General features: G+C 68.8%; 20 protein-coding genes. 10 read left to right on the forward strand and 10 right to left on the reverse strand.

Annotation, left to right across the window (positions count from 1 at the left end; translation table 11 throughout):
* The first annotated feature begins 59 nt into the window (after positions 1 to 59).
* Genes E1294_RS18360 through E1294_RS18400 form a run of 9 tightly spaced genes read left to right on the forward strand, consistent with a single transcriptional unit; the run spans position 60 to position 7405 of the window.
* Positions 60 to 299, forward strand: a complete 240-nt coding sequence (locus tag E1294_RS18360; protein ID WP_246083093.1) for an acyl carrier protein — start codon at positions 60 to 62, stop codon at positions 297 to 299.
* Entirely contained in the window at positions 296 to 1228 is a 933-nt protein-coding gene (locus E1294_RS18365; protein ID WP_132509731.1) for a 3-oxoacyl-[acyl-carrier-protein] synthase III C-terminal domain-containing protein, read from the forward strand. The genes E1294_RS18360 and E1294_RS18365 overlap by 4 nt, the downstream gene beginning before the upstream one ends.
* A gap of 11 nt (positions 1229 to 1239) precedes the next feature.
* Complete coding sequence (locus E1294_RS18370; RefSeq protein WP_132509732.1) at positions 1240 to 2571, forward strand: preATP grasp domain-containing protein; 1332 nt, start codon at positions 1240 to 1242, stop codon at positions 2569 to 2571.
* Positions 2568 to 3842 (forward strand): type III PLP-dependent enzyme, encoded by a 1275-nt coding sequence (locus tag E1294_RS18375; protein ID WP_132509733.1) that lies wholly within the window; start codon positions 2568 to 2570, stop codon positions 3840 to 3842. The genes E1294_RS18370 and E1294_RS18375 overlap by 4 nt, the downstream gene beginning before the upstream one ends.
* A complete protein-coding gene (locus E1294_RS18380; RefSeq protein WP_132509734.1) occupies positions 3839 to 4102 on the forward strand; it encodes an acyl carrier protein in 264 nt (87 codons plus the stop codon). Before E1294_RS18375 ends, E1294_RS18380 begins: the two co-directional genes overlap by 4 nt.
* A gap of 1 nt (position 4103) precedes the next feature.
* A complete protein-coding gene (locus tag E1294_RS18385) occupies positions 4104 to 4907 on the forward strand; it encodes a hypothetical protein (RefSeq protein WP_132509735.1) in 804 nt (267 codons plus the stop codon).
* A complete protein-coding gene (locus tag E1294_RS18390) occupies positions 4904 to 5518 on the forward strand; it encodes a hypothetical protein (RefSeq protein WP_132509736.1) in 615 nt (204 codons plus the stop codon). The genes E1294_RS18385 and E1294_RS18390 overlap by 4 nt, the downstream gene beginning before the upstream one ends.
* A complete protein-coding gene (locus E1294_RS18395; protein ID WP_132509737.1) occupies positions 5515 to 6669 on the forward strand; it encodes an acyl-CoA dehydrogenase family protein in 1155 nt (384 codons plus the stop codon). Before E1294_RS18390 ends, E1294_RS18395 begins: the two co-directional genes overlap by 4 nt.
* 52 nt (positions 6670 to 6721) lie before the next feature.
* Entirely contained in the window at positions 6722 to 7405 is a 684-nt protein-coding gene (locus E1294_RS18400) for a 4'-phosphopantetheinyl transferase family protein (protein WP_132509738.1), read from the forward strand.
* A 53-nt stretch (positions 7406 to 7458) separates the two neighbouring features.
* Here the strand turns inward: E1294_RS18400 and E1294_RS18405 are convergent, their stop codons facing one another.
* Complete coding sequence (locus E1294_RS18405) at positions 7459 to 8709, reverse strand: GNAT family N-acetyltransferase (protein WP_132509739.1); 1251 nt, start codon at positions 8707 to 8709, stop codon at positions 7459 to 7461.
* A 242-nt stretch (positions 8710 to 8951) separates the two neighbouring features.
* Between E1294_RS18405 and E1294_RS18410 the strand changes: the two genes are divergently transcribed.
* On the forward strand, positions 8952 to 10307 hold the full coding sequence (locus tag E1294_RS18410; protein WP_132509740.1) for an FAD-binding oxidoreductase: 1356 nt from the start codon (positions 8952 to 8954) through the stop codon (positions 10305 to 10307).
* 29 nt (positions 10308 to 10336) lie between these two features.
* On the opposite strand, the gene pdxR is transcribed toward E1294_RS18410, so the two are convergent.
* The 9 genes from pdxR to E1294_RS18455 form a co-directional block, all read right to left on the reverse strand.
* Entirely contained in the window at positions 10337 to 11797 is a 1461-nt protein-coding gene (gene pdxR / locus E1294_RS18415; RefSeq protein WP_132509741.1) for a MocR-like pyridoxine biosynthesis transcription factor PdxR, read from the reverse strand.
* Positions 11798 to 11892: 95 nt separating this feature from the next.
* Positions 11893 to 13170: an alanine--tRNA ligase-related protein gene (locus E1294_RS18420; RefSeq protein ID WP_132509742.1), complete on the reverse strand. Its 1278-nt coding sequence runs from the start codon at positions 13168 to 13170 to the stop codon at positions 11893 to 11895.
* Positions 13167 to 15257, reverse strand: a complete 2091-nt coding sequence (locus tag E1294_RS18425) for a phenylalanine--tRNA ligase subunit beta (RefSeq protein WP_132509743.1) — start codon at positions 15255 to 15257, stop codon at positions 13167 to 13169. Before E1294_RS18425 ends, E1294_RS18420 begins: the two co-directional genes overlap by 4 nt.
* Complete coding sequence (gene pheS, locus E1294_RS18430; RefSeq protein WP_132509744.1) at positions 15254 to 16297, reverse strand: phenylalanine--tRNA ligase subunit alpha; 1044 nt, start codon at positions 16295 to 16297, stop codon at positions 15254 to 15256. Before pheS ends, E1294_RS18425 begins: the two co-directional genes overlap by 4 nt.
* A complete protein-coding gene (locus E1294_RS18435; RefSeq protein ID WP_132509745.1) occupies positions 16298 to 17587 on the reverse strand; it encodes an ATP-grasp domain-containing protein in 1290 nt (429 codons plus the stop codon).
* 85 nt (positions 17588 to 17672) lie between these two features.
* The gene (locus tag E1294_RS18440; RefSeq protein ID WP_132509746.1) at positions 17673 to 18539 is read right to left on the reverse strand and encodes a class I SAM-dependent methyltransferase; all 867 of its coding nucleotides are present in this window, start codon (positions 18537 to 18539) and stop codon (positions 17673 to 17675) included.
* 49 nt (positions 18540 to 18588) lie between these two features.
* Positions 18589 to 19629, reverse strand: a complete 1041-nt coding sequence (locus E1294_RS18445; protein ID WP_220447806.1) for an amino acid--tRNA ligase-related protein — start codon at positions 19627 to 19629, stop codon at positions 18589 to 18591.
* Between the two features lie 11 nt (positions 19630 to 19640).
* On the reverse strand, positions 19641 to 20555 hold the full coding sequence (locus E1294_RS18450) for a hypothetical protein (protein WP_132509747.1): 915 nt from the start codon (positions 20553 to 20555) through the stop codon (positions 19641 to 19643).
* On the reverse strand, positions 20545 to 21003 hold the full coding sequence (locus E1294_RS18455) for a hypothetical protein (RefSeq protein ID WP_132509748.1): 459 nt from the start codon (positions 21001 to 21003) through the stop codon (positions 20545 to 20547). Before E1294_RS18455 ends, E1294_RS18450 begins: the two co-directional genes overlap by 11 nt.
* Positions 21004 to 21230: the final 227 nt, after the last annotated feature.

Raw genomic sequence — 21230 nt, forward strand, 5'->3', positions numbered from 1 at the left:
AGGTCCGTGCCGGAACCCGCGTCTCCCGGCACCCGGTGACACGAAGGAAGGAGACGCCCGTGGACGATCTACGTAGCTGGCTGACCCAGCGGGTCGCGTCCTACCTCGGCAAGGATCCGTCGGAGATCAGTCCTTCGGTGTCGCTGGCGGCGTACGGACTGGACTCGGTCTACGCGTTCGCGGTGTGCGGCGACATCGAGGACCATTTCGATCTGTCGATAGACCCGACCGTGGCCTGGGACTGCGAGACCATCGACGCGCTGGCCGATCACGTGAGCACGCTGGTGGAACAGCGATGACCGACCTGCGAGAAGTCGCCGTGCACCTGCCGCCGCGACGCGTGGCGATCGCCTCGCTCCAGGACGAACTGGGGTTGACGGACCCGCAGCTCAGGGCGTTCGAACGGTTCTTCGGCCTCTCGCACATCCGTCGCGAGCCTGGCGGCACCGGCTTCGACCTCATGCTCGCGGCCGCCGGCAAGCTCAGCGAGCTGCGCGGCCAGGAGGACCGCGTGCGCTATGTGATCCAGGCGCGGAGCATCCCGGTCGCCACCGCCTACCCGAGGAGCGACGTTCATGAGGTGCGGCGGGCGCTCGGGCTGGGCCGGGCGGAAGCGTTCACCATAGTCCACCAGGCGTGCGCGTCGGGGCTGCTCGCGGTCGACCTCGCCGGGCGGCTGCTGGCGGCGGAAGGCGATCCCGACGCCCTCGCCCTCATCCTGGCGGGCGAGAAGACCTACACCACCATGGTGAGAACGGTGCCCGGCGCGGCGGTGAACGGGGAAGGGGCGGCGGCGCTCCTGGTCGGCACCGGCGGCGGACACGATCGTGTGCTCGGATACGCCACGCGCACGTATGGCAGGTTCAACTCCGGGCTCGCGCTCACCGACGCACTGAACGCCGACTTCCAGCAGGTCTATCCGAACGCGGTGGCCGAGGTGCTGATCGCCGCCGTCGACCGGGCCGGGATCTCCCTCGACGACGTGGCCCTGGTGCTGCCGCACAACGTCAACCGCGTCTCCTGGGTGCGGGTGTGCCGGCTCATCGGCTTCCCGCTGGAACGTGTCCTGCTGGACAACGTCCCGGAGACCGGTCACTGCTTCTGCGCCGACTCCTTCATCAATTTCCGTACGGCTCAGGAACTCGGCCGGTTACAGCCGGGCGATCGGTACGTGATGGCCGCCGTGGGCATCGGGGGGTTCTTCTCCGCCATGGTGTTCGAACACTGAGGAGGCATGCGATGTTTCTCAAACGTGTCAAGGCGGCGCTGACGGGTTCGCCGGACACGCCGCTGGCCTTCGTCGGCAATTTCGAGGTCGAGGACCAATGGGCGGTGGGAGAGAAGGGTCTTCCCCGCCCGGCATTCTCCGCCGGAGCCGAAATCGTCAACCGGATGGACGAGTTCACCCTGCTCCTGGCAGGCCCCGGCGACCACGTGATCCTCAAGGAGGCTCCCGACGAGGACTACGTGGCCCATCTGGCCGAGCTGGGTGTCACCCTGCCGCGGATCCACACGGTCGCGCGCAACGACCCGCGACGCACCGTGACGCTCGACGCGCTCGACGACCCCGACCTTGTGGAAACCCTCTCGGCGCTGGGAAACGTCCGGCTGGCCCCCCACGGCACCTCGATGGTGGAGGAGCGGCTGTCCGCCGCCGCCGGGCTGCCGCTGGTCACACCACGGGCCGACGTGTGCAAGCTGGTGAACAGCAAGATCTACAGTCGCCGGGCCGCCGACGACGCCGGTCTGCGCCTGGCCGCCGGGTGGACGGCCGAGACCATGGCCGAGCTGGAGGCCGCGCTGGACGAGGCCCTGACCCTGCTCGAACGCGGCAGGAGCATGGTGATCAAGGATGCCTTCGGCGTCTCCGGCAAGGGCATCGTGGTGATCGAGGACCGGCAGAAGCTGGAGCGCCTGCATGCGATGATCCGGCGCCGGGCCGACAGGTCGGGCGACGACACGGTCGCGCTGGTCATCGAGGAGTGGGTGGCCAAGTCCGCCGACCTCAACTATCAGTTCACCGTGGGCCCGGACGCGAACGCGCACTTCGACTTCGTCAAGGAGGCCGTCACAGAGAACGGCGTGCACAAGGGGCACCGCATCCCGGCCACGATCACGGCCGCCCAGACGGCCGAGCTGGAGGAATCCTCCCACCGGCTGGCGAAGATTCTCGCGCGGGACGGTTTCTACGGCGTGGTCGGCGTGGACGCCATGGTGGACCCGGGCGGGGGGTTGTATCCCGTGGTCGAGATCAACGCGCGTTACAACATGTCGACCTACCACCTGCCCCTTCAAGAGCGTTTCATGGCGCCTGGGCAGGTGGCGCTGGCCAGGCAGTATCCGCTGCGGCTCAGCGAGCGCCTGCCGTACCGGGAACTGCGCGGGAAGCTGGCGGGGTTGTTGCTGGAGGGCCCGGGCGGCACCGGCCTGCTCATCAACAATTTCGCCACAGTGAACGCGGCCGCAAGAGAGAGCTCCTCCTTCGACGGGCGGTTGTACGGCCTGCTGATCGCCGACGGCCACGAAGCCCGGACCGCCCTCGACCACGAGATCGTGAGACGACTGACATGACGGCATACCAGGTGCAGGGGATCGGGATCGGTGAGCTGACCGAGCAGTACGGCACACCGCTCTACCTGTATGACGGTGACACCTTGCGGGACCAGTACGAGAGGTTGCGCGCCCGCCTGCATTCACGGCTCGAGATCTTCTTCTCGCTCAAGTCGAACCCGAACCTGGCCATCTGCGCCCTGCTCGGCTCGTACGGCGCACGGGCGGAGGTGTCCTCCCTGGCCGAGCTGACCACCGCCGTGCGGGCCGACATCGCGCCCGAGAACATCGTCTTCCTCGGCCCGGGCAAGAGCGAGGCGGAACTCCGCGCCTGTCTCGACACGCCGGTACACGCCATCGTGTGCGAGTCCTTCGGCGAGCTGGACCTGATCGACCGCCTCGCCGCCGAACGAGGCGGGACCGCGGACGTGGTGCTCCGCGTCAATCCCGCCTTCTCCGTCAAGGGCTCGAAGCTGACGATGGGGGGAAAGCCCCGCCAGTTCGGCATCGACGAGGAGCAGCTCCTGGGAGCGCCGGACGTGGTGGGCAGACATGCGAACGTGCGGGTCGTGGGCGTCCAGGCGTACATGGGGACCCGGATTCTCAGCGAAGACGTCGTCGCGCAGAACACGGCGCTCATCCTCGACATGGCGGAGCGGCTGTCGGCGAAGCTCGACTTTCCCCTCGACATCGTCGACGTCGGCGGCGGGCTCGGCGTGGCCTACTTCCCCGGTGAGCGAGACCTCGACGTGGAGGTCCTGGCCGGCCTGCTCAACCCGGTCATCGAGGAGTTCGCCGCGCGGCGCCCGGAAACCCGGATGATCATGGAGCTGGGCCGCTACCTCACCGCGCCGGCTGGTGTGTACGTCGTACGGGTGCGGTACGTGAAGTGCTCGATGGGCGAGCGGTTCGCGATCGCCGACGGAGGCACCAACCACCACATGGCGGCCGTGGGCATCGGGTCGTTCGTCAAACGCAACTTCCCGATCCGCCTGCTCAACCGGGCTGACGCGCCGGCAGGACCCTGGAACGTCACCGGCCCGTTGTGCACGCCCAACGACACGATCGGCAAGGCGGTGTCGCTCCCCGACCTGCGCCCCGGCGACCTGCTCGGGGTGTTCAACTCCGGCGCGTACGGCCCCAGCGCGTCGCCGGTGCTCTTCCTCAGCCACGGGCATCCCGCGGAGGTCCTGGTCGTCGACGGTGCGGCCCACCTCGTCCGCGACCGGGACAGCGTCAACGACCTACTGGACAGGCAACGACTCATCCCACGTAAGGAGACCAGTTCATGAGCAGTACCCAGGAGATCGAGCGTTCCACGATCACCGGTGCCATCGCGGGCGCCCTCGGCGCCATGCTCGGCAGGGAAAGTTCGGAGATCCACGAGCCGACCCGCCTGTTCGACGACCTCGGACTCGATTCGACCAGCGTGCTGGAGCTGCTGATGCGGCTGGAGGATGAGCTGCCTGTCGAGTTCGACACCGACACGCTGGAGCAGCGGCATTTCGAGACGGTCGGCTCGCTCGCCGATTACGTCGTCGAGCAGGGCTAGCGTGCGGTTGCATCGGATCGGGACCCGGATGTTCGGAGAGGGACGGCCCTTCCTCTCCGGCAGGGCCCACGAGCTGATGAGCAGCTACGTCGAGGACGTCACCCACCTGCACGGCCTGCCCCTGCGTCCCGGCTACATGTCCACCCGGCGCAACAGCTACGCGGAGATGGCGGAGGCCATGGTCCCGGAACTGGGGCCGTTGCCGGCGCCGGTCGACGTGCTCGCCCTGGCGAGCGCGGTGCCCGATGCCGATCTGATCCGGTCTCCGGCCTCGCTCCTCGCGGAACTGCTCCCCGGAGACCCCTTCCCGCTCGGGGTGACGGATCAGGGCGTGGTCGCGCCTTTCACCGCCCTGAAGATCCTTCGCACCTACGGGGCGTCGAACTGCCTGCTGATGGTGATGGACCAGCAGAGCCTGCCGTATGACGTGGCCGGGACGGAAGAGATGGTGCCGCTTCGGGACTGTGCCGCGGCTCTGGTGTTCACCGACGGCGGCGCAGTGGCGGAGGGCTTCGAGGTCCGTCACTGCACCGAGATTCCCCCCGAGCGGGTGGCGGGCCTGCTCGCCGCCGAGCTGGGAGGGCATACGGCGCTGGTCGCGGGCCGGGGCCTGGCGGCGACGCTCCCGAACGCGTTCGAGCACATCAGGCTCGCGCCGCCGGGACTGCCCTGCACCGGGGTCTGGGTGGCGCTGGCCGCCGCGTTGCCCGGGTGGCGCGGCCGGCGAGTCGCCGTCGCCGACTACGACCGCACGATGCGCAACCTCAGCATCTGCACACTCGACACCTCATGCGAGGCAGGATGACTTCCCACGACGAACTTCCCTACGCGACCATCCGCGCCACCGCCAGGACCGAAGGGCTGGTCGCCGCGGTTCTCCTGCTGCACGCGGGGCCTGCGGCGGGCAGGGTCGTATACGGTCCGGCCGGTCATGCCCTCGTCCCGCGCGAGGTGGCGAGCGCGGAGACCACCGCCACCTCCCTCGGGGAGGTGGCTCTGCACGGGCGGTCGCTGGTGGCCTTGCGCGAACCGGCCATGGCGGGAACGAACGCCGCATGGACGCTGGGGCTGACCTGGCTGCGCTACGGCCTGTCCGAAGGGCTCCTCGAACACTGCCGGTCCTACCTGGGCGGGCGCACGTCCGACGGGTCTCCGCTGCTGCTGCTCCAACTGGTCAAGGCCCAGCTGGCCGAGGCGGTGATCGAGCAGTTGGAGGTCCTCACGGTGATCGAGGGGGCGCGGCCCGGCGATCTCGACCACGACCATCTGACCGTGCTCCACCAGCGGATCACGCTGGCGGACCGCATGCTGCTGAGGCTGCTCGGCGGCAGCGGCTTTCGCGCCGACGGTCCCGGCCAGAGTGCCCACGTCTCCGAACTCCTGGCCGACGCCTATACCGGAAGGGCAGCGAAATGATCGAGCTGAACGAGCGGCAGTCGGTGCTGCGTGCCCATGTCCGCGAGTGGGCGCAGGAGCTCGCGAAGTGGGCGCTCGACCTGGAGCGCACACCCGACATGGTGCACGAGCTCCTCGACCTGCCCGGCATACGATTCCTCGCCAGGAACCCGATTCCCGAGGAATACGACGACGAACCGATCACGCTCGACGGCCACCCCTTCCGCGGAGGCGGGGTAGAGCGGGTCACGATCTGCGAGGAGTTCGGGGCCGCCGACGCGGGCATGCTGCTGGCCGCACCGGGCCCCTCGATGTCCGGGGTGCTCGTCAGCCAGCTGGGGGACAAGGCGCAGCAGGAGCTGTTCTTCGGGCGCATCGCCGAGCGTCCCACCTGGACCTTCTTCGCGCTCACCGAGCCCGAACGCGGATCGGACGCGGGCGCCATGCAGACCACGCTCACCCAGAAGGGTGATCGCCTGCTGCTCAACGGGGCAAAACGCTTCATCGGCAACGCCATCCGCGCCGACCTCGGCGTGATCTTCGCCCGGGTGAGGCCGGGCCCGCTCGGCGTCGCCGCGGTGCTCGCCGACACCGGCCACCCGGGCTTCGTCGCCACGCCGATTCCCACGGTGGGTCTGTGTGGCAACCAGGTCACCGACGTACGCTTCTCCTCCGTCGAGATTCCAGCCGACCGGTTGCTCGGCGCGCACCTGTCTCCATCCAGGCGTGGACTGCTCGGCGCCGTTCGCGGGCTGAACCAGCTGAGGCCTGGCGTGGCCGCCCTGGGAGTCGGGATCGCCCGCGGTGCCTGCGACTACGTGCGCGCGCACCGGCGTGCGCTCACCGCGTGGGAACACGCCGAGCTCGACGGCATCGGCCTGCGCATCGAAGGCGTGCGGCAGCTCGTCCTCCGGGCCGCCGTCGCGTCGGACAACGACGATCCGGGTCTGGGCCCTCTCGCCTCCGCGGCGAAGTCGCGCGCGGCCGGCCTGGCCGAGGAGGTGACGCTGAAGTCCCTCGGTTTCTTCGGCGCCGGTGCGCGGCAGGAGCATCCGCTGCTCGACAAGTTCGTGCGGGACGCGCGCGGCATCGAGTACATGGAGGGCACGCGGAACATCCACCATCTCAACGTTTTCCAGGGCATCTCCCAAGGCAAAATCGTCCGGCAATGACGCGATCGACCCGGTGTCCTGCCCGTCGCCGGACGGCTTGCCGGAGGACATCGTGACCTTGCGGCGAGACCTGGAGATCTGGCGGATTCCCACCGCCCGACCGGCGGATCTGGACGGACTGACGAGCTGGCTCGACGAACACGAGCAAGCCCGGGCGTCGTGCTTCACCGACGTGGCCGCCAGGCGGCGCTTCATCGTTTCCCACGCCGGCGTGAGACATGTGCTCGGCAGGCGCCTGGGCGTTCGCCCCCGTGACGTGCGGATCGCCGTCGGCAGGTACGGCAAGCCGTACCTGCCGACGATGCCCGATGTGCGGTGGAACCTGTCGCACTCGGGGGACCTGGCCTTGCTGGCGGTGGCGCATGGGCGCAGTGTGGGCGTCGATGTGGAGCGGCTGCGCCCCGAGCTCGACCGGGCGGCATTCGCCCGCAGGTTCTTCCCGGTGGAGGATGCCGGGTTCGTCGACGGGTCGCCGGAGCGCTTCGCGTCGCTCTGGGCGCGGCGCGAGGCCTGCGTCAAGGCGGCCGGCGGGCGGCTGGCGCAGGGGCTGCGGCTACCGGTCAACGGGCCGTCACCTGTGCTCGTCCGGGACCCGGCCGGGATCTTGCCTGGAACCTGGCTGGTGCTGGACATACCGGTGCCGTGCGGATTCCGGGCGGCAGTGGCGATCAGCGTGTGGCCGGCGCGGTCCGTCACCAGCTGCCGGGCCGGCGACGCCGCCGTCGCCGATCGATGAGCTGATGGCGGCCGCCTGCCGCGCCGTGCTCGGGTGGACGTGCCCGGACGAGCTCAGTGAGCGGGAAAGGCCGCGCCGCCGGGGTAGAACGGTTCCCGGCTGCCGCGGAATGCCGTTGACACGTGAGCCAGAGCGCCGGGCCGGAGTTCTTCGACACGTCCACCGGCTGCGAGCGAGGCCAGCGTCGTTCCGCCGAGGAAGGCCGCGCCCAACTCGGCGGCGGTGAGGCGTACGTCGGGGGCGGCGCTCGTGCGATCGCAGCTGACCGCGTCGCCGTCGGCCTGCAGCCGGAAGCGGCCGGTGTTCCACGAGCAGAAGCCGTCCCGGACATCCAGGACCACGTCCAGCGGCGTCGCGTAGCGGCGCCCTGCCAGCGCCCGGTCAAGGTCGACGAGTCGTACCCAGAGCCGGTCCACCTCGGTTGATCGCACAGCGCGTGGGTCGGTCAGCAGATGCGGGAGGGGCTCGTCCACCGCCCCCTCATACTCGATCCACGGCACCAGGTCGATGCCGGCGAGAAAACGCCACAGCGCGGCATACGCCTGATGGGTGACCGTTGCCAGTTCCACGACCTGTACGGCGCTCACATCGGCACCGAAGACGTCCCGCTCGTCCTTGATCCGGTAGAGCGCGTATCCGGTCGCCCGGCCACTCGGCTCCTGATGCATGGCGTAGCGCAGCGCGGTGGCGCCTCCGCGTGCCCGCGGCTCGTCGAAGAGGCGGACGTCCCAGAAGCGGCCGGCCCGGTCGGGCCAGCCGACCGTGCCGACGCGGACCTGCTCGTACACCTTCTCGATCTGAGGACGTGCCTCATCGCGGCTCAGCAGCCGGATGTCTCCTTCCCCGAAACCCGTGCCCGGGGTGAAGTGCATGGAGCGCTTGTCACCTCGCAACCGCGCCCCGCGAGAGGCCGGGCCATAGCCATACCGGCCATAGATCCCCGCCTCCCAGGGGCGTAGAGCGGCGATCGGCTCACCACCACCCTCGTGCAGGTCGGTGAGCTGCTTTCGCATCAACGCCGTGAGGATGCCACGCCTGCGATGGGTGGGAGCCACGCCTACCCAGGTCACTCCCGCCACCGGAAGGACGGCTCCAGGAACCGTCAACGAGCGTGTGTAGGCCGCGGTGCCGCCGACGGGGAGGTCCCCGTCGAACGCGGCAATGGTGCGATCCAGCTCGACACTCGTTCGTTCGTCGGCGAGGTCCTCGTCGGACAGGTCGTTTCCGTAGGTGTTGGCGATGACACGCGCCCAGGACGTGAACTCGTCGTCGGTGACGGGGCGAAGCAGATAGGGATCAGGCACCAGGCCTGTGTAGCGGATGGCGGCCCGGCACGCGATCGATTTTCGAAGCCGCCAGGTCGCCCGTTCAGCTATCGACCGAAGGGCGGGATGTGGGGTCGCGCCTGCGCGCTCGCCTCCGGAGGAGGAGTTCTTGGAAGGGCACGTACACGCCCAGAGGGGAACTCGGTGAGCAGAAATTGGTCCCCAATCGGCCTACGGAATCGGCCCTTATCGCGTGTACCGATTCCTGCCAGTCTGAGGGCATGACAACGACAGCGACCCGCTTCGACGGCCGGCTCCTCACGCCTGGCGACGCCGGCTACGACACCGCCCGTACCGTCTGGAACGCCATGGTCGACCGGCGTCCACGCATGATCGTCCGCGTGGCGGGCGTCGCCGACGTGGTCGCCGCCGTGCGGATGGCCCGGGACCTGGACCTGGAGATCGGCGTGCGCTGCGGCGGCCACAACGTCGCCGGCTTCGCCGTGCCCGACGATGGGCTCATGATCGACCTGACACCCATGGGCGGCGTGCGGATCGACCCGGCCCGTCGCCGTGCCCGGGTGCAGGGCGGCGCGCTGCTCGGCGCGCTGGACCGGGCGTCCCAGGCGTACGGCCTGGCCACCACCGCCGGCAACGTCTCCCACACCGGCGTCGGCGGGCTCACGCTCGGCGGCGGCATGGGCTGGCTGGCCCGTCAGCACGGCCTGGCCTGCGACAACGTCGTCTCCTACACGATGGTCACCGCCGAGGGGGACCTGGTGACCGCGAGCCGCACCGAGAACCCCGACCTGTTCTGGGGCCTGCGCGGCGGCGGCGGCAACTTCGGCATCGTCACCGAGTTCGAGTTCCGGTTGCACCGCACCGGCACGCGGACGCTGGTCGCCGAGTTCGACTTCCGCGCCGAGGACGCCGTCCCGGTCATCGAGCGCTGGCGCGACCTGAACGCCGTCGCGCCCCGGCAGGCGACGTTCACCGCCAGTGTCGGCAGTGGTCCCGCCGGCCCGATCGCCACGCTGGGGTTCGTGTGGGTCGGCGACCCGGCCGAGGGCCGCCGGCTGCTCCCCGCCATGCGGGCGCTCGGGCGTCCGGTCGCGTCGCGCGTCACCGCACCGTCCTACCTCGAACTTCAGCAACGGGACGACTCCACCGGCGGCCACGCCTACCGCCGCTATTCCAAGGGGCACTACCTGCGGCGGTTCCCCACCGCGGCGATCGAGGCGTTCCTGCTGCGCGGCGGCACCGATCTGAGCGCGAGCCCGCACCTGCCGGGCGTCGGCCTGCAAGCGCACGGCGGCGCGATCGCCGATGTCCCGGAAGCAGAGGCGGCGTTCAGCCACCGCGGCACGATGTTCGAGTGGGGTGCCGGCTCCCGCTGGACCGACCCGGCCGAGGACGACGCCAGGATGGGTGCCGCCCGCGCCGCCGGTGCTTCGCTCGAGCCGTACGCGAGTGGGGTGTACGTCAACTCGTTGACGGCCGACGACCTGGCCGATGGGCGGCGCGGCGTACGGCGGGCGTACTCGGCCGCGAAGCTGGCCCGGCTGACCGCGGTGAAGACCGCGTACGACCCGGCCAATGTGTTCCACCTCAACCAGAACATCCTGCCGGCACGCTGATGCGCGGATCCTGTGCCGCCTGCGCGGGGTCAGGACCCCCGTACCTCCCGGATGGCCCGAGCCAGCAGCGCGACGCCCTCGGCGATGGCGGTCTCGCCGAGGATGGCGTAGCCGAAGATGAGGCCGCCCGGTCCGGTGCCGGCGATCCGGTACGGGCCGATGCCGTGGATGCCGAGCCCGTGCCGGGCGGCGGCCGTCACCACCGCCGCCTCATCGAGGCCGGGCGGGAGCCAGGCGACCACATGCTGCCCGGCGGCGACCCCGGCCGGTTCCAGATCGGGCAGGTGGGTGCGCAGGGCGTCCAGCAGCGCGTCACGGCGGCGGCGGTACACCGGGCGCATCCGGCGCAGGTGGCGGTCGAACTCGCCGCGCGCGAGGAAGTCGGCGAACGTCAACTGGTCGATGACCGGCGAACCTCGGTCGGCGAGAATCTTCGCCGCGGCGACGTCGGCGACCAGCCGGGGAGGCACCACCAGCCAGCCGAGCCGCAACCCCGGCGCGAGCGTCTTGCTGGCCGTGCCGCAGTAGACGACGTGATCGGGCGCCAGGCCCTGCATGGCTCCTACCGGCGACCGGTCGTAGCGGTACTCCGCGTCGTAGTCGTCCTCGACCACGATCGCGCCGCGGTGCTTCGCCCAGCGGATCACCTCGGCCCTCGCCGCGGCCGACAACACCGCCCCGGTGGGCCACTGGTGCGACGGCGTGAGCACGACCGCGTCGGCGTCGGCCCGGTGGAGCGCGTCGACCTGAACGCCGTCCGGACCCACCGGGATGCCGACGACGTCCAGACCGGCGGCGCGGGCCAGCACCCGGGCGTCGTCGTCGGACGACGGGTCCTCCAGGGCGATCCGCCTGGCGCCGTGCCGGACGAGCACCTGGATCAGCAGCGAGATGCCCTGCCCGTAGCCGTTGCAGATCACCACGTTGCCCGGGACGGCCGCTGTGCCGCGCACCCGGTTGAGGTAGTCGCACAGGGCCCCATGCAGTTCCGGCACGCCACGCCCGTCGAGGTAGGCGAACCGGTCGTTGGGCGTGGTGGTGAGCACGGTACGGACCGAGCGCAGCCAGGCGGCCCGCGGGAACTGCGACACGTCGGTGCGCCCGTACCCGAAGTCGACCCCGAAACCGGCGCTGGAGTGGGTACTGCGCGCCGCCGGCCGCGCTGTCGAAGCCGTCGGAGCCGCGGAGCCCGCGCCGGCGGTGGCCGGCGGCATCGACGCGGCGACCTGCGTGTAACCGCCCGATCGGCTGGCGAGGTAACCCTCGGCGACGAGCTGCTGGTAGGCCTCCACGACCACCCCGCGGGAAACCCCGAGGCCGGCCGCGAGGGTGCGGGTGGGTGGCAGCGACGCGCCCGCTCGCAGCCGGCCGGCCCGGATGCCTGCGCGGATGGACACCTCGATCTGCCGGTGCAGTGGCACCCCGGCGTCGCGGTTCAGCTCGATCAGCAGGTCCTCGGCCGGCCCCGAATTGGTCTTCAATCGGCCCACAGATCGGACCTTATCGGCGTGTACCGATTCCTGCCAGGCTGGGTGACCTGCCGGGTTCCCCGGTGGCGGCCGTCGACGTCGAGGCGGCGGAAGGCTTATCGCAGCTCGCCGCGCAACTCGGCCTTGAAGTCTTCGGCCAGCCGAGCGGCGACCTCCCGCAGCGCGGACTTACGCACGTCTTTCCCGGCGTTCGCGGGAAGGTCCAGGACGACCTCCAGTGTCACCGACGTGCGACCACGGTCACGATCACCCTTCCAGACGTCCTTCACCTGGCAGGCGATGCCGAGCACCCCATCCGGGTTCGCCTGAGCGGCCGCGACGGCCAGTTCGTCCGGGGCCACACCTCGATCGCACCAGAAGGAAAGATCATGCGAGTACGTCGCCGGGCGCTCCGCCGCCAGCCGGGCGAGGTCGGCGCTGACGAGGTCTTTCACCGGCCGGCCCGGGGCTTCGACCGAGGCAAGCGCATCGATCCTCCGCAGCACCTGGGCCTCGTCCACATGGAGTTGTGCCGCCAGCCGCAGCGTGTTGACCACCGCCTTGCGCAGGACATGCCCTTGTGCCCGTGAGCGGATGCGTACGCCTTCCGCGTACAGGCGGACCAGGAGCCCGACGAGGTCGGCCAGCTTCGCCTCCTCCTCGGTCGAAGGCGGCGGCACGGCTCCTGCCGGAACGCTGTGCAGGATCCACGGGTGGCGATCCAGACACGCGGCCAGCGTCTCCACGCCGATGCCGAAGCCGTATCCGGCCAAGGAGCCGTCGCGTTCGAAGGCGATGAGGTTTCCCAGGTCACGGTACGTCCCGTCGCCCTGGGCGATGGCGAAGGTGGCGCCGCGGCCGGTCAGGCCGGGGTCGCCGAAGCCCCAGCGGTAGTAGTCGCGCTCATGGGTGTTCGTCAGGAGAGGGCCGGACCACGCCGCACTCCACATGCCGATGAGATCGAGATCGTCCTCTGCCACGCGGAGCGCGACATCGACCTGATCCAGCCCGAGCACCTGTGCGAAATACCGCGCCACGCCGCCGGACAAGCGCTGCCGTGAACCTGCCGGCGCCAGCACCCCGAGCATTTCGAACTGCAGAATGAAATCGTTCGTGAACTGGTCGGCGAAGGTGGCGCGCAGGTTGTGAGCACGCACGCATGGCTGCCGGACGACGACCCCGGCGGCGCCGAGCGGGATTTCTCCCCGAAGGAACGGTTTGAAGGACACCACGGCCGAGTTGGTGAACAAGATCGTCCGGTCCTGGCTCGGCACGCACGGCTCCGCGGTGAGCGGCTCGGCGCCGACGCCGAGGAAGTGCCCAACGAACTGGTCCGCGAGCCGGTCGAGCCGCGCCCTCCGCGTCCGTGCTTCACTGACGTCGGCGGCTCTCATCGGAGGCGTACACCTCGCTCGCCGAGACTCGCGGCCACGGCGTCGATCATGACCTTGATCTCCGCGTTGAGCTCTTCGGACGTCGGGGTGGGCTCGACGGCCAGGAGCAGCTTGTAGGTGATGGACCGGGCCCCTTCACCGAACTGCGCCGGGTCGGTGAAGACGTCCACCACGTCGAGCCCGCGAAGCCGGGCCGGCGCCGCCGCACGGAGCACCTGCTCGACGTCGGTGCTGCGCACCCCCTTCGGGAGCACGAAGTCGAGCATACGATCGATGGGGGGTGAGTCTTCCAGCGTGGGCCGTGGGCTGATCTGCGCGGCGAGCAGCTCGGATCGGGCCAGTTCGAGATAGATCGGGCGCACGTCCCTGATGCCGAACCGTTTCACGACCGCGGGGTGCACCTCGCCCAGCACACCGGCCTGCCGCCCGTCGAGGCACAGGCTCGCGCTGCGGTAGGGGTGCAGGAAAGGGCTGAGGGGATGCTTCTCGTCGAGCACGGTGACGGTGAGGTGCCGGCCCAGCTGATGGGCGATCTCCTCGGCGATCCCCTTGAGCGAGAAGAAGTCCTGCTGCCGATGATCGTCGCTCCAGGTGTCCGGCAGCAGCGAGCCGGCCGCGATGGCCCACAGGACACCCTTTTCCGTGCACACGCCGTTCTTCGCGTCGGCGTCGGGGACGAAGACGGTGGCCAATTCGAACAACCGGACGTCGGTGGTCCGGTATCGCACATTGATGGAGACGGCTTCGACCGCCTGCGCGAGACAGTTGTTCTTCAGCAGGGCGTAACGGCGGTCGGCGGCGTTGGCCGTCGCGACGTGCTCGTCCAGCGCGGAGCCCGGCTCGACGCCAAGCTGGCGCAGCAGCTCCCGGTTGTAGAACCCGTCGGTGAAGACCTCATAGAACCCGTGCGCGACCAGGACCTCTCCGGCCAGCCACGCCCCCTCCTCGGCCGCGGGCCGCGCCGCGCCGATGCTCCCGGCGGGAAGGGTCGTGGGCAGAGCGTCATAGCCGATGCCGCGGGCGACCTCCTCATAGAGGTCCTGGTCCTCCACCAGGTCCCAGATGCGGTGTCCCGGCACCTCGAAGAGCCCGTCACCGACATGGGTCACGCCGTAGCGGGCCAAGCGGTCGACGGCCTCCTGCGGCGCGAGCCGGACGCCCAGGAAGTCGTCGAGGTCCTCGAAGTCGATCTGGACGCGCGGAAGCGGCCCCGGCCACTCGCGCAGCACGGTGCTGGGCCCGGTCACTTCTGCCGCACCCGCCTCCTCCAGGAGCCTGACCAGACGGCCCACGCCGGCCAGGACGGCCGTGGGATCGCCGCCGCGCTCGAAACGCTGGGACGCGCTGGTCTGCACGCCGAGAGCGGAGGCGGCCTTCCGCACCTCGACCGGGTCGAAGACCGCCGATTCCAGCAGGACGCGGGTGGTTCTCCCGGTCACCCTGGATTCTTCGCAGCCGATCACGCCCGCGATCGCGAGGACCTTGACATCATCGGCGATGACCAACGTGCCCGGCGGCAGCTCGCGGAGTTCGTCCTCGCCCAGGAGCCAGGCCACCTCACCCGGCAGGCTCGGGCGGACCTGGACGGCGCCCTTGACCAGGTCGGCGTCGAAGGCGTGAGTGGGTTGGCCGAGCTCCAGGGACACGGCGTTGGAGGCGTCGACGATGGCCGAGCCCGTCAGGCCACCTTCCAGGGCGAGGATCCGGCGGACGGAGGCCGGCAGCTCTGCCGTGTCGTCGATGACGCGCAGGGGAGTGAGGGTGTAGCTGAGACACCCGCTGCCTGTCACGGCACCGGCGACCCGCGGGTCCGCCGCGCCGGCGTCAGAGGACGAGACGGTCACGCCGGCGACAGGCGGCTGGACGACCCGGCCATCGAGACGCGCCGCCAACTCCAGCGCCACGCCCGCGTAGCAGCGATGGTCTCCCCGGTTGGCCAGCAGCTCCACCGCGATGACGGTGTCGTCGCCCGACTGCGAGACGCCTTTCACCTCGATGCCCGCGTCGTCGAGCAGGAGCCGCACGGCCTCGGGGTCGTCGGGCAGCGCGGGACAATGGGCGCGCAGGCCCGCGAAGGACAACTTCACATCAACCCCCGGGTCAGGTAACGCAGGTGACGCTGCTGGGTCTCGTACAGGCGGCGTACTTTGTTCAGCTCCAGCCACTGCGCGGTCATTCGCGTGGTGCCCCAGCCGAACGCGAGCCCCCGCACTCCCGGGCGGTGGTAGCCGAACTCACGCAGGACATTGGGATGGATCATGCCGGCGCCCATCAGCGTCACCCAGCCGACGGAGTGACAGGCGTCGCACCCTGCGCCACGGCACCGCGTGCAGGAGATGTCCAGGCCGATCGACGGCTCTGTGTACGGGTAGTACTTGGGCTTGAAACGGATGCGGACCTCCGGCCCGTACAGCTCGCGCACCACGAAGGCCAGCACCCCCTTGAGATGCGCCAGCGTGAGGCCGGGCGCCAGCCAGAACCCTTCCAGCTGGTGGAACATCGCCATGTGGGTGGCGTCGACCGCTTCATTGCGATAGACGCGTCCCGCGGATGCCACCTTGATCGGAAGCTCCGGTCGTTCGGCCAGCACCCGGGCCTGCACTGTGGTGGTGTGCGAGCGCAGGACCAGGTTGCCGTCGAGCCAGAAGGTGTCCTGCAGGTCGCGGGCGGGGTGATGCTTGGGGATGTTGAGCGCGTCGAAGTTGTAGTAAGGGTCCTCGACCTCGGGCCCTTCGCGGTATTCGAAGCCCAGGCGGCGTAGGACGGCGAGGCTGCGCTGCTCCACCTGGCTGAGCGGGTTCCAGGCGCCACGTCGGTGCGTCGTGCCCGGCAGCGTGATGTCGATCTCCTCGCTGCGCCAGCGCGCCTCCAGCTCCCGTTGTTGCGCCTCGGGAAGCAGGCGGTCGAGCTCCGCCTGCATGCGTGCGGAGATCTCGTTCAGCACCACGGCTTGCCGGATGCGCTCGTCCTCCGGCAGGGAACCGAGCCGGCGGGACATGGCCTTGACGGGGCTGCGCTTGCCGAGAAAGGACGACCGGACGGAGTCGAGCTCGGCGTAGGTGGTCGCCGACTGCACAGCCTCGTCGAAGGCGGCGGCGATCTCGTGGATGTCGTGCTCTTGGGTCATCTAGGAACCGCCGTTGGTGTCGATGCCGGCCACCGAGAGCGGGTGCTCTCGCTCGATCCTGGCCACTGCTGCGTGAAAATCCTCTATCGTGTCGGCGCCGATCACCAGGAGCAGGCACCACACCGATGGGTGCGCCAGTTCGACCCGATCGCCCACTTTGTGGAGGAATGTCCATTCGAGGATGTTGGGGTCGGCGGCGAGATCCTCTTTCGACGGCATGTCAGAGATGACGCCGTCACATGCCGGTGCAAGGTTGATCCAGCCGACATATCGGAAGGGAGGGTCGGTGTACTCCAGCGACTCCGGCGAACCGCCGCACAGTTCGTGCACCCACGCCTCGCGCAGGTTGACCCCGCAGTACGCGCCGATCGCCTCGGGAACGTTGGCTCCCGCGAGACGCGTGGCGATCTCAGAGAAATAGATCTCACCGGCGCCGGTCCTGAACAGCTCCAGATGTGTGACGCCGGTGTCGAAGCCCAGTTCGGCGTTGAGCGCGACATGGCGCTCTTCCACATAGGCGTAGAGCTCTGGATCGTCATCACGCGGCACGATCAGCGAACCGTTGTCGTGGCCCGGGTCGACGGCCTCGATGCGGGGCCTGAGATAGCGGCTGATGTGGAGCTGCCACGGCTTTCCCCGTCGCCACACGGCATCCACGTGGTATTCGGAGCCGGAGATGTGTTCCTCCAGCACCAACTGGTGTGAGTGCAGTTCGGGGGCGAACGAGGGCTGCTTCAGAAGGGCTTCGAGCCGGCCGGCGTCACGAACGAGGGTGGTGGACAACGAGCCCATCCCGTTCACGGGTTTGGCGACCATCGGAAATCCGACCGTCTCGGCCAGCGTTGCGGGATCGGGCCGCTGATCGTGCCGGGATACGTCGATGAACCGGGCGTGCCGCCAACCCGCCGCCTTGGCCTTGATCTTCATCATCCGCTTGTCGCGGGCATTGAGCGCGAGCCGTGGTGACGTGTCGTCCAGTCCCAGCAATTCCGCCAGCAGGCCGGCGCCGAATTGACTGAACTCGGTGAAGCTGGCGATGCGGTCGATATGGACTCCGGAGACGAGGAGATCGGCGGCCACCGCGCTCAACTCGTCGATGGAGTCATCATGACTCACTCGCCAAACCGCGGCCATCTTGCCGAGTAATTCGGGATCGGGCCGCGCATGGTCGAGATCGAAAGCATCGAGAACGAGGTGCACCCGTGCTCCGCGGTTCAACAACGCCCGCAGGGAGACCTCCTCCCATTTGCAGAAGAGAATCTGCACGTCGTCCTCCGTCGTCACGGGCATGGCAGGGGTGGTGATGGCGACGAACCGCCGGTCGCGACCTGCAATAGGCTACCCTACCTGGCCGGGCGGCTCGCCAAGTTCGCATTCATGAGCGTGCCGGCGACTCCGGCGGCTTGCGAGCCACTACGAAGAGGTTATTGCCCCGCTCTGCCAGACCGGGCTCGCCGAGCAGTCTGAACTCGATCGCTTTGATGCGGTCGTAAGCAGATTGATCGGCGAACACGTCGCTGACCAGCCCGCTCGTTCCGGCAATCTGCGTTTCCTGGAAGCCGGGGTAGACCGCGACGGGAAATCCCGTGCTGATGGCGACGGGCAGGCCCGACTCGTTGAGCGCGCCGACCAGCTCGGCCGGCGTGAAAAGATGCATGGCAGGCATGTCCGAGGTGAACCGTCCCCGCCGGTCGAAAGCGGCGCTTTCCGCCTCGCTCACCGAACCGGTGAGCAAGTTGAAGAACACCGCGTGATAGCGGTTGGGCAGCACCAGCACCAACTGCCCGCCGGGGTTCAGCACCGCGGCGATCTGCTGGAGCACCGAGCGGACGTCGCGCACGAATCCCAGCACATTGTGGAAGCTGATCGCGATGTCGAATTTCCGGTCACCGGCCTTTTCCACCAGATCGGCCAGGTCACCGTTCACGATGGAAAGGCGCTCGCCGTATCCGCCTCGTTCAGCCTTCGCCTCGGCGTGCCGGGTCATGTGCTCGGACAAATCGAAGAGCAGCGCGCTCATGTCGGGGCGATGGCGCAACATCCGGTCGGTCCAGCGGCCGGTGCCGCCGCCGGCGTCGAGCAAGACTGCTTTATCCGGAATGTGCGGGATGACATAACGTGACATTGCCTCCCAAAGCAGCTCATCGGAAAGGCGCCAGTAAACTTGTTCGTCGACACGGTCGTATCCGTCCGCCTTGCGACGGAAATACTCGATCACTTCAGTGGTGTGGCTGAGCGTCATGCTGGCTCCTTGACGAGGCTGGCGGGCGCGGGCGATGCCGTTGTGGGTGTCAGGGATCGATCTGCTGGCCGTTGAACCGGAGCAGCAGGGGGATGTCGCGGATATCGTCACGTCGCAGGACCCAGAGCATGAATCTCTCGACGCCCATGCCGAACCCGGACGTGCGCAGCGGGACCATCTCCCGCATCCGCAGATACCAGTCGTAGTCGTCTTCCCGAACCTCATGCAGTTCGAGGGCCCGGCGCAGGGATGAGGTGTGCGCGTGCCGCTCGCCGCATCCCACCGACTCGCCGATGCCGAAGAGCAGGTCGCCGTTGCGGGCCACGGTCTCATCGCCGGACTCGAAGGCCTGGTAGAACGGGACCGCCAGGTGGTCATAGTGCGTGACCCAGGTGAACTGCCCGAAACGGCTCATCAGCTCGCGTTCGCCGGCGTTGGTGAGCGTGCGAATCCCTGGTTGGATCTCCTGCACGAAGGCCGGGTCGTGGCCCAGCGCCGTGGCGGCCTCCTGAAAGGTCATCTGCCGGAAGACGTCTTCCTGGGACAACTCGGTCAGGTGGCCGGTGCCTCCCGCGACGCTCGCGATGAGATCGCCGGAACGCTCCAGGAAGTCGGCGGCGAGGTGGCGCAGATAGTCCTGCACGACGTTCATCACGTCACCGAGGTCACCGACGATCTCCGCCTCGCTGTGGAAGAACTGGCAAAGGTGGCGGGCGTCGGCGGCTTCGCCGCGGAAGGACGGCATCACGTAGTAGCAGCCGCCGTCCCACAGACGGCAGCCGTACTCCAGCAGGAACTGCATGGAGTCGGCCAGATACGTCTCCACGCCCTCCACGGTGACCCGCACCGGAGTCGAGTCGCTGCCTCGTCCCATCGGACTGGAGATGGAACCGGTGGTGATCGGAAGATAGACCGACTTGACGCCGCGGGCCCGCCAGAAGTCCACGGTGCTGGTGTGGAAAACGTCGTTGAGCTCGACCATCGCGCGGTACCAGGGGTGTTTGAGCGCCACCTCGTAATGGGTGCGGGCGTCGGCCCAGGAGCGCGGCGGGCTTACCGTGGACGTCGTTTCGGTGACGAGATCGGTCAAGACAGTTCTCCTCAGCAATGTGTCAGATGGCGGCGAACAAGCCGCGCCGTCTGCCTGACGCGGCGCTCGATGTCCGGCGACAACACGAACAGCGGAATCGCGAAACAGGACAGGTGCCAGAACGAGATGTTCATGGTCGCCTTCACCGAGCCGTGGAAGGCGACAGACGACAACCCCAGCAGATGCCGGTAGGGCCAGCCCAGCAGCATGGCCGGAAGGAATCCCAGCTCGAAGGCGACGGACGCGGCGCTGGCCGCCGCCAGAAGGCGCAGGTCGCGCCGGCTCAGCGACTTGCCGAACGGCGTGCCGAGCTCGGCCATGGCGCCGCGGAGTGTGCGTCCGTCCATCCACTTCGGGCCGGTGACCAGGACCTTGGACAGCCCCGACTGCAGATACATCGTCGCGTAGTAGAGCTGCATGGCGGCCAGCGCCGCCGAGGCGAGCTCTTCCTGCCTGGACGAGGTGGCGGCCGTGCCCCGCGAGTCGACGATGGACAACAGGAGCAGGAAAACGTTGAGATGCGAGGTGTAGCTGTACAGGTCCTTGTGCACGGCGACGAGTCGTCGCTGGAGAGCGAGGAAACTCAGGTTGGCCGTGACCCTGACCGCCGGATGGTCGTTGCCCAAGGTCCAGGCCGCGGCCGACGCCAACGTGAGAACACGGAGGGCTTCGTAGGTCGTGCGCTCCCAGCGGCGGGAGCCGCGGGGCTGCCCGGCCGCCTCCAGGATGGCGAGTTGTTCCTGCAGCACTTTGCCCGGAGGCATGTGCGCCACATGACGCATGATCGCGGCGCCGGTGGTGTATCTCGTCAGCGCCAGGCGAGCGCGGGCCCCGGGCTGGTTCAGCCAGATGTCGGCGAGCCGGCGGGAGACCGCGCCGAGCGCGGTGCGCGCCGGACCGCCACGCGGATGACCGTCACGATTCATCTCGCTCCTCCCCGGCACCGTCCACGGTTCGCCAGAAGGACCGTTCCGGTGCGTCGCCGAACCATCCGCCCGGGTCGTACCGGTGGATCAGGTCCGCTTTCAGCACGTGGGCCCTGTCACCCGGATCGCACATCCTGAAATCGACCTCGACCATATACAGCTCCATACCTGCGAAACGTTCTCCAGGCGGCGCCGTGAACGAAGCCCTGACCTCGTCCCAATCGCGCCACGGTCTTTCGTTCAAACCCTTTATCGCAGCCTCGCAGAACCGATCCCGCACCACCTTGTCGGGCGAGCTGATGAAGACCCGGATGATAAACGAGATCACTCGGAAGAATTCCAGCGGGAGCAATGGCCAGGGGTCGGCGGGGCCGATCACCCGGCCCTTGTCCGTCATGAGGACGACCCGGAGCTGCGTGGCTCGATCGGGGATGTAGTAGTTGAACATGTTGTACGAGCAGAAAGGCCACGCGTTCCGGTTCCTTATGGTCTGCGAGAGCTGGATCCCCAAGTAGGCGGCGGTGGCGGTGACGAGGAGCCACCAACCGGTTGATTTCCTGGCCCGTTCCCCCAACTTTCACCGCCTGCCACATGAATTGTCATGATGTCGTGGTTGTAATTCTGGGGTGGCGCGTCTCGGTGTAGCCACCCCCGCGGCTCAAGCATTGTGGCCAT

Origin of the sequence: Nonomuraea diastatica (assembly GCF_004349015.1) — a bacterium.
In the GTDB taxonomy this organism is placed as follows: Bacteria; Actinomycetota; Actinomycetes; order Streptosporangiales; family Streptosporangiaceae; genus Nonomuraea; species Nonomuraea diastatica.

Excerpts from the sequence above, each read along its gene's own strand:
- E1294_RS18365 (WP_132509731.1), top strand. The coding sequence starts at position 296 with ATGACCGACCTGCGAGAAGTCGCCGTGCACCTGCCGCCGCGACGCGTG.
- E1294_RS18370 (WP_132509732.1), top strand. The coding sequence starts at position 1,240 with ATGTTTCTCAAACGTGTCAAGGCGGCGCTGACGGGTTCGCCGGACACG.
- E1294_RS18375 (WP_132509733.1), top strand. The coding sequence starts at position 2,568 with ATGACGGCATACCAGGTGCAGGGGATCGGGATCGGTGAGCTGACCGAG.
- E1294_RS18380 (WP_132509734.1), top strand. The coding sequence starts at position 3,839 with ATGAGCAGTACCCAGGAGATCGAGCGTTCCACGATCACCGGTGCCATC.
- E1294_RS18390 (WP_132509736.1), top strand. The coding sequence starts at position 4,904 with ATGACTTCCCACGACGAACTTCCCTACGCGACCATCCGCGCCACCGCC.
- E1294_RS18395 (WP_132509737.1), top strand. The coding sequence starts at position 5,515 with ATGATCGAGCTGAACGAGCGGCAGTCGGTGCTGCGTGCCCATGTCCGC.
- E1294_RS18410 (WP_132509740.1), top strand. The coding sequence starts at position 8,952 with ATGACAACGACAGCGACCCGCTTCGACGGCCGGCTCCTCACGCCTGGC.
- E1294_RS18420 (WP_132509742.1), bottom strand. The coding sequence starts at position 13,170 with ATGAGAGCCGCCGACGTCAGTGAAGCACGGACGCGGAGGGCGCGGCTC.
- pheS (WP_132509744.1), bottom strand. The coding sequence starts at position 16,297 with ATGACCCAAGAGCACGACATCCACGAGATCGCCGCCGCCTTCGACGAG.
- E1294_RS18435 (WP_132509745.1), bottom strand. The coding sequence starts at position 17,587 with ATGCCCGTGACGACGGAGGACGACGTGCAGATTCTCTTCTGCAAATGG.
- E1294_RS18440 (WP_132509746.1), bottom strand. The coding sequence starts at position 18,539 with ATGACGCTCAGCCACACCACTGAAGTGATCGAGTATTTCCGTCGCAAG.
- E1294_RS18450 (WP_132509747.1), bottom strand. The coding sequence starts at position 20,555 with ATGAATCGTGACGGTCATCCGCGTGGCGGTCCGGCGCGCACCGCGCTC.
- E1294_RS18455 (WP_132509748.1), bottom strand. The coding sequence starts at position 21,003 with ATGTTCAACTACTACATCCCCGATCGAGCCACGCAGCTCCGGGTCGTC.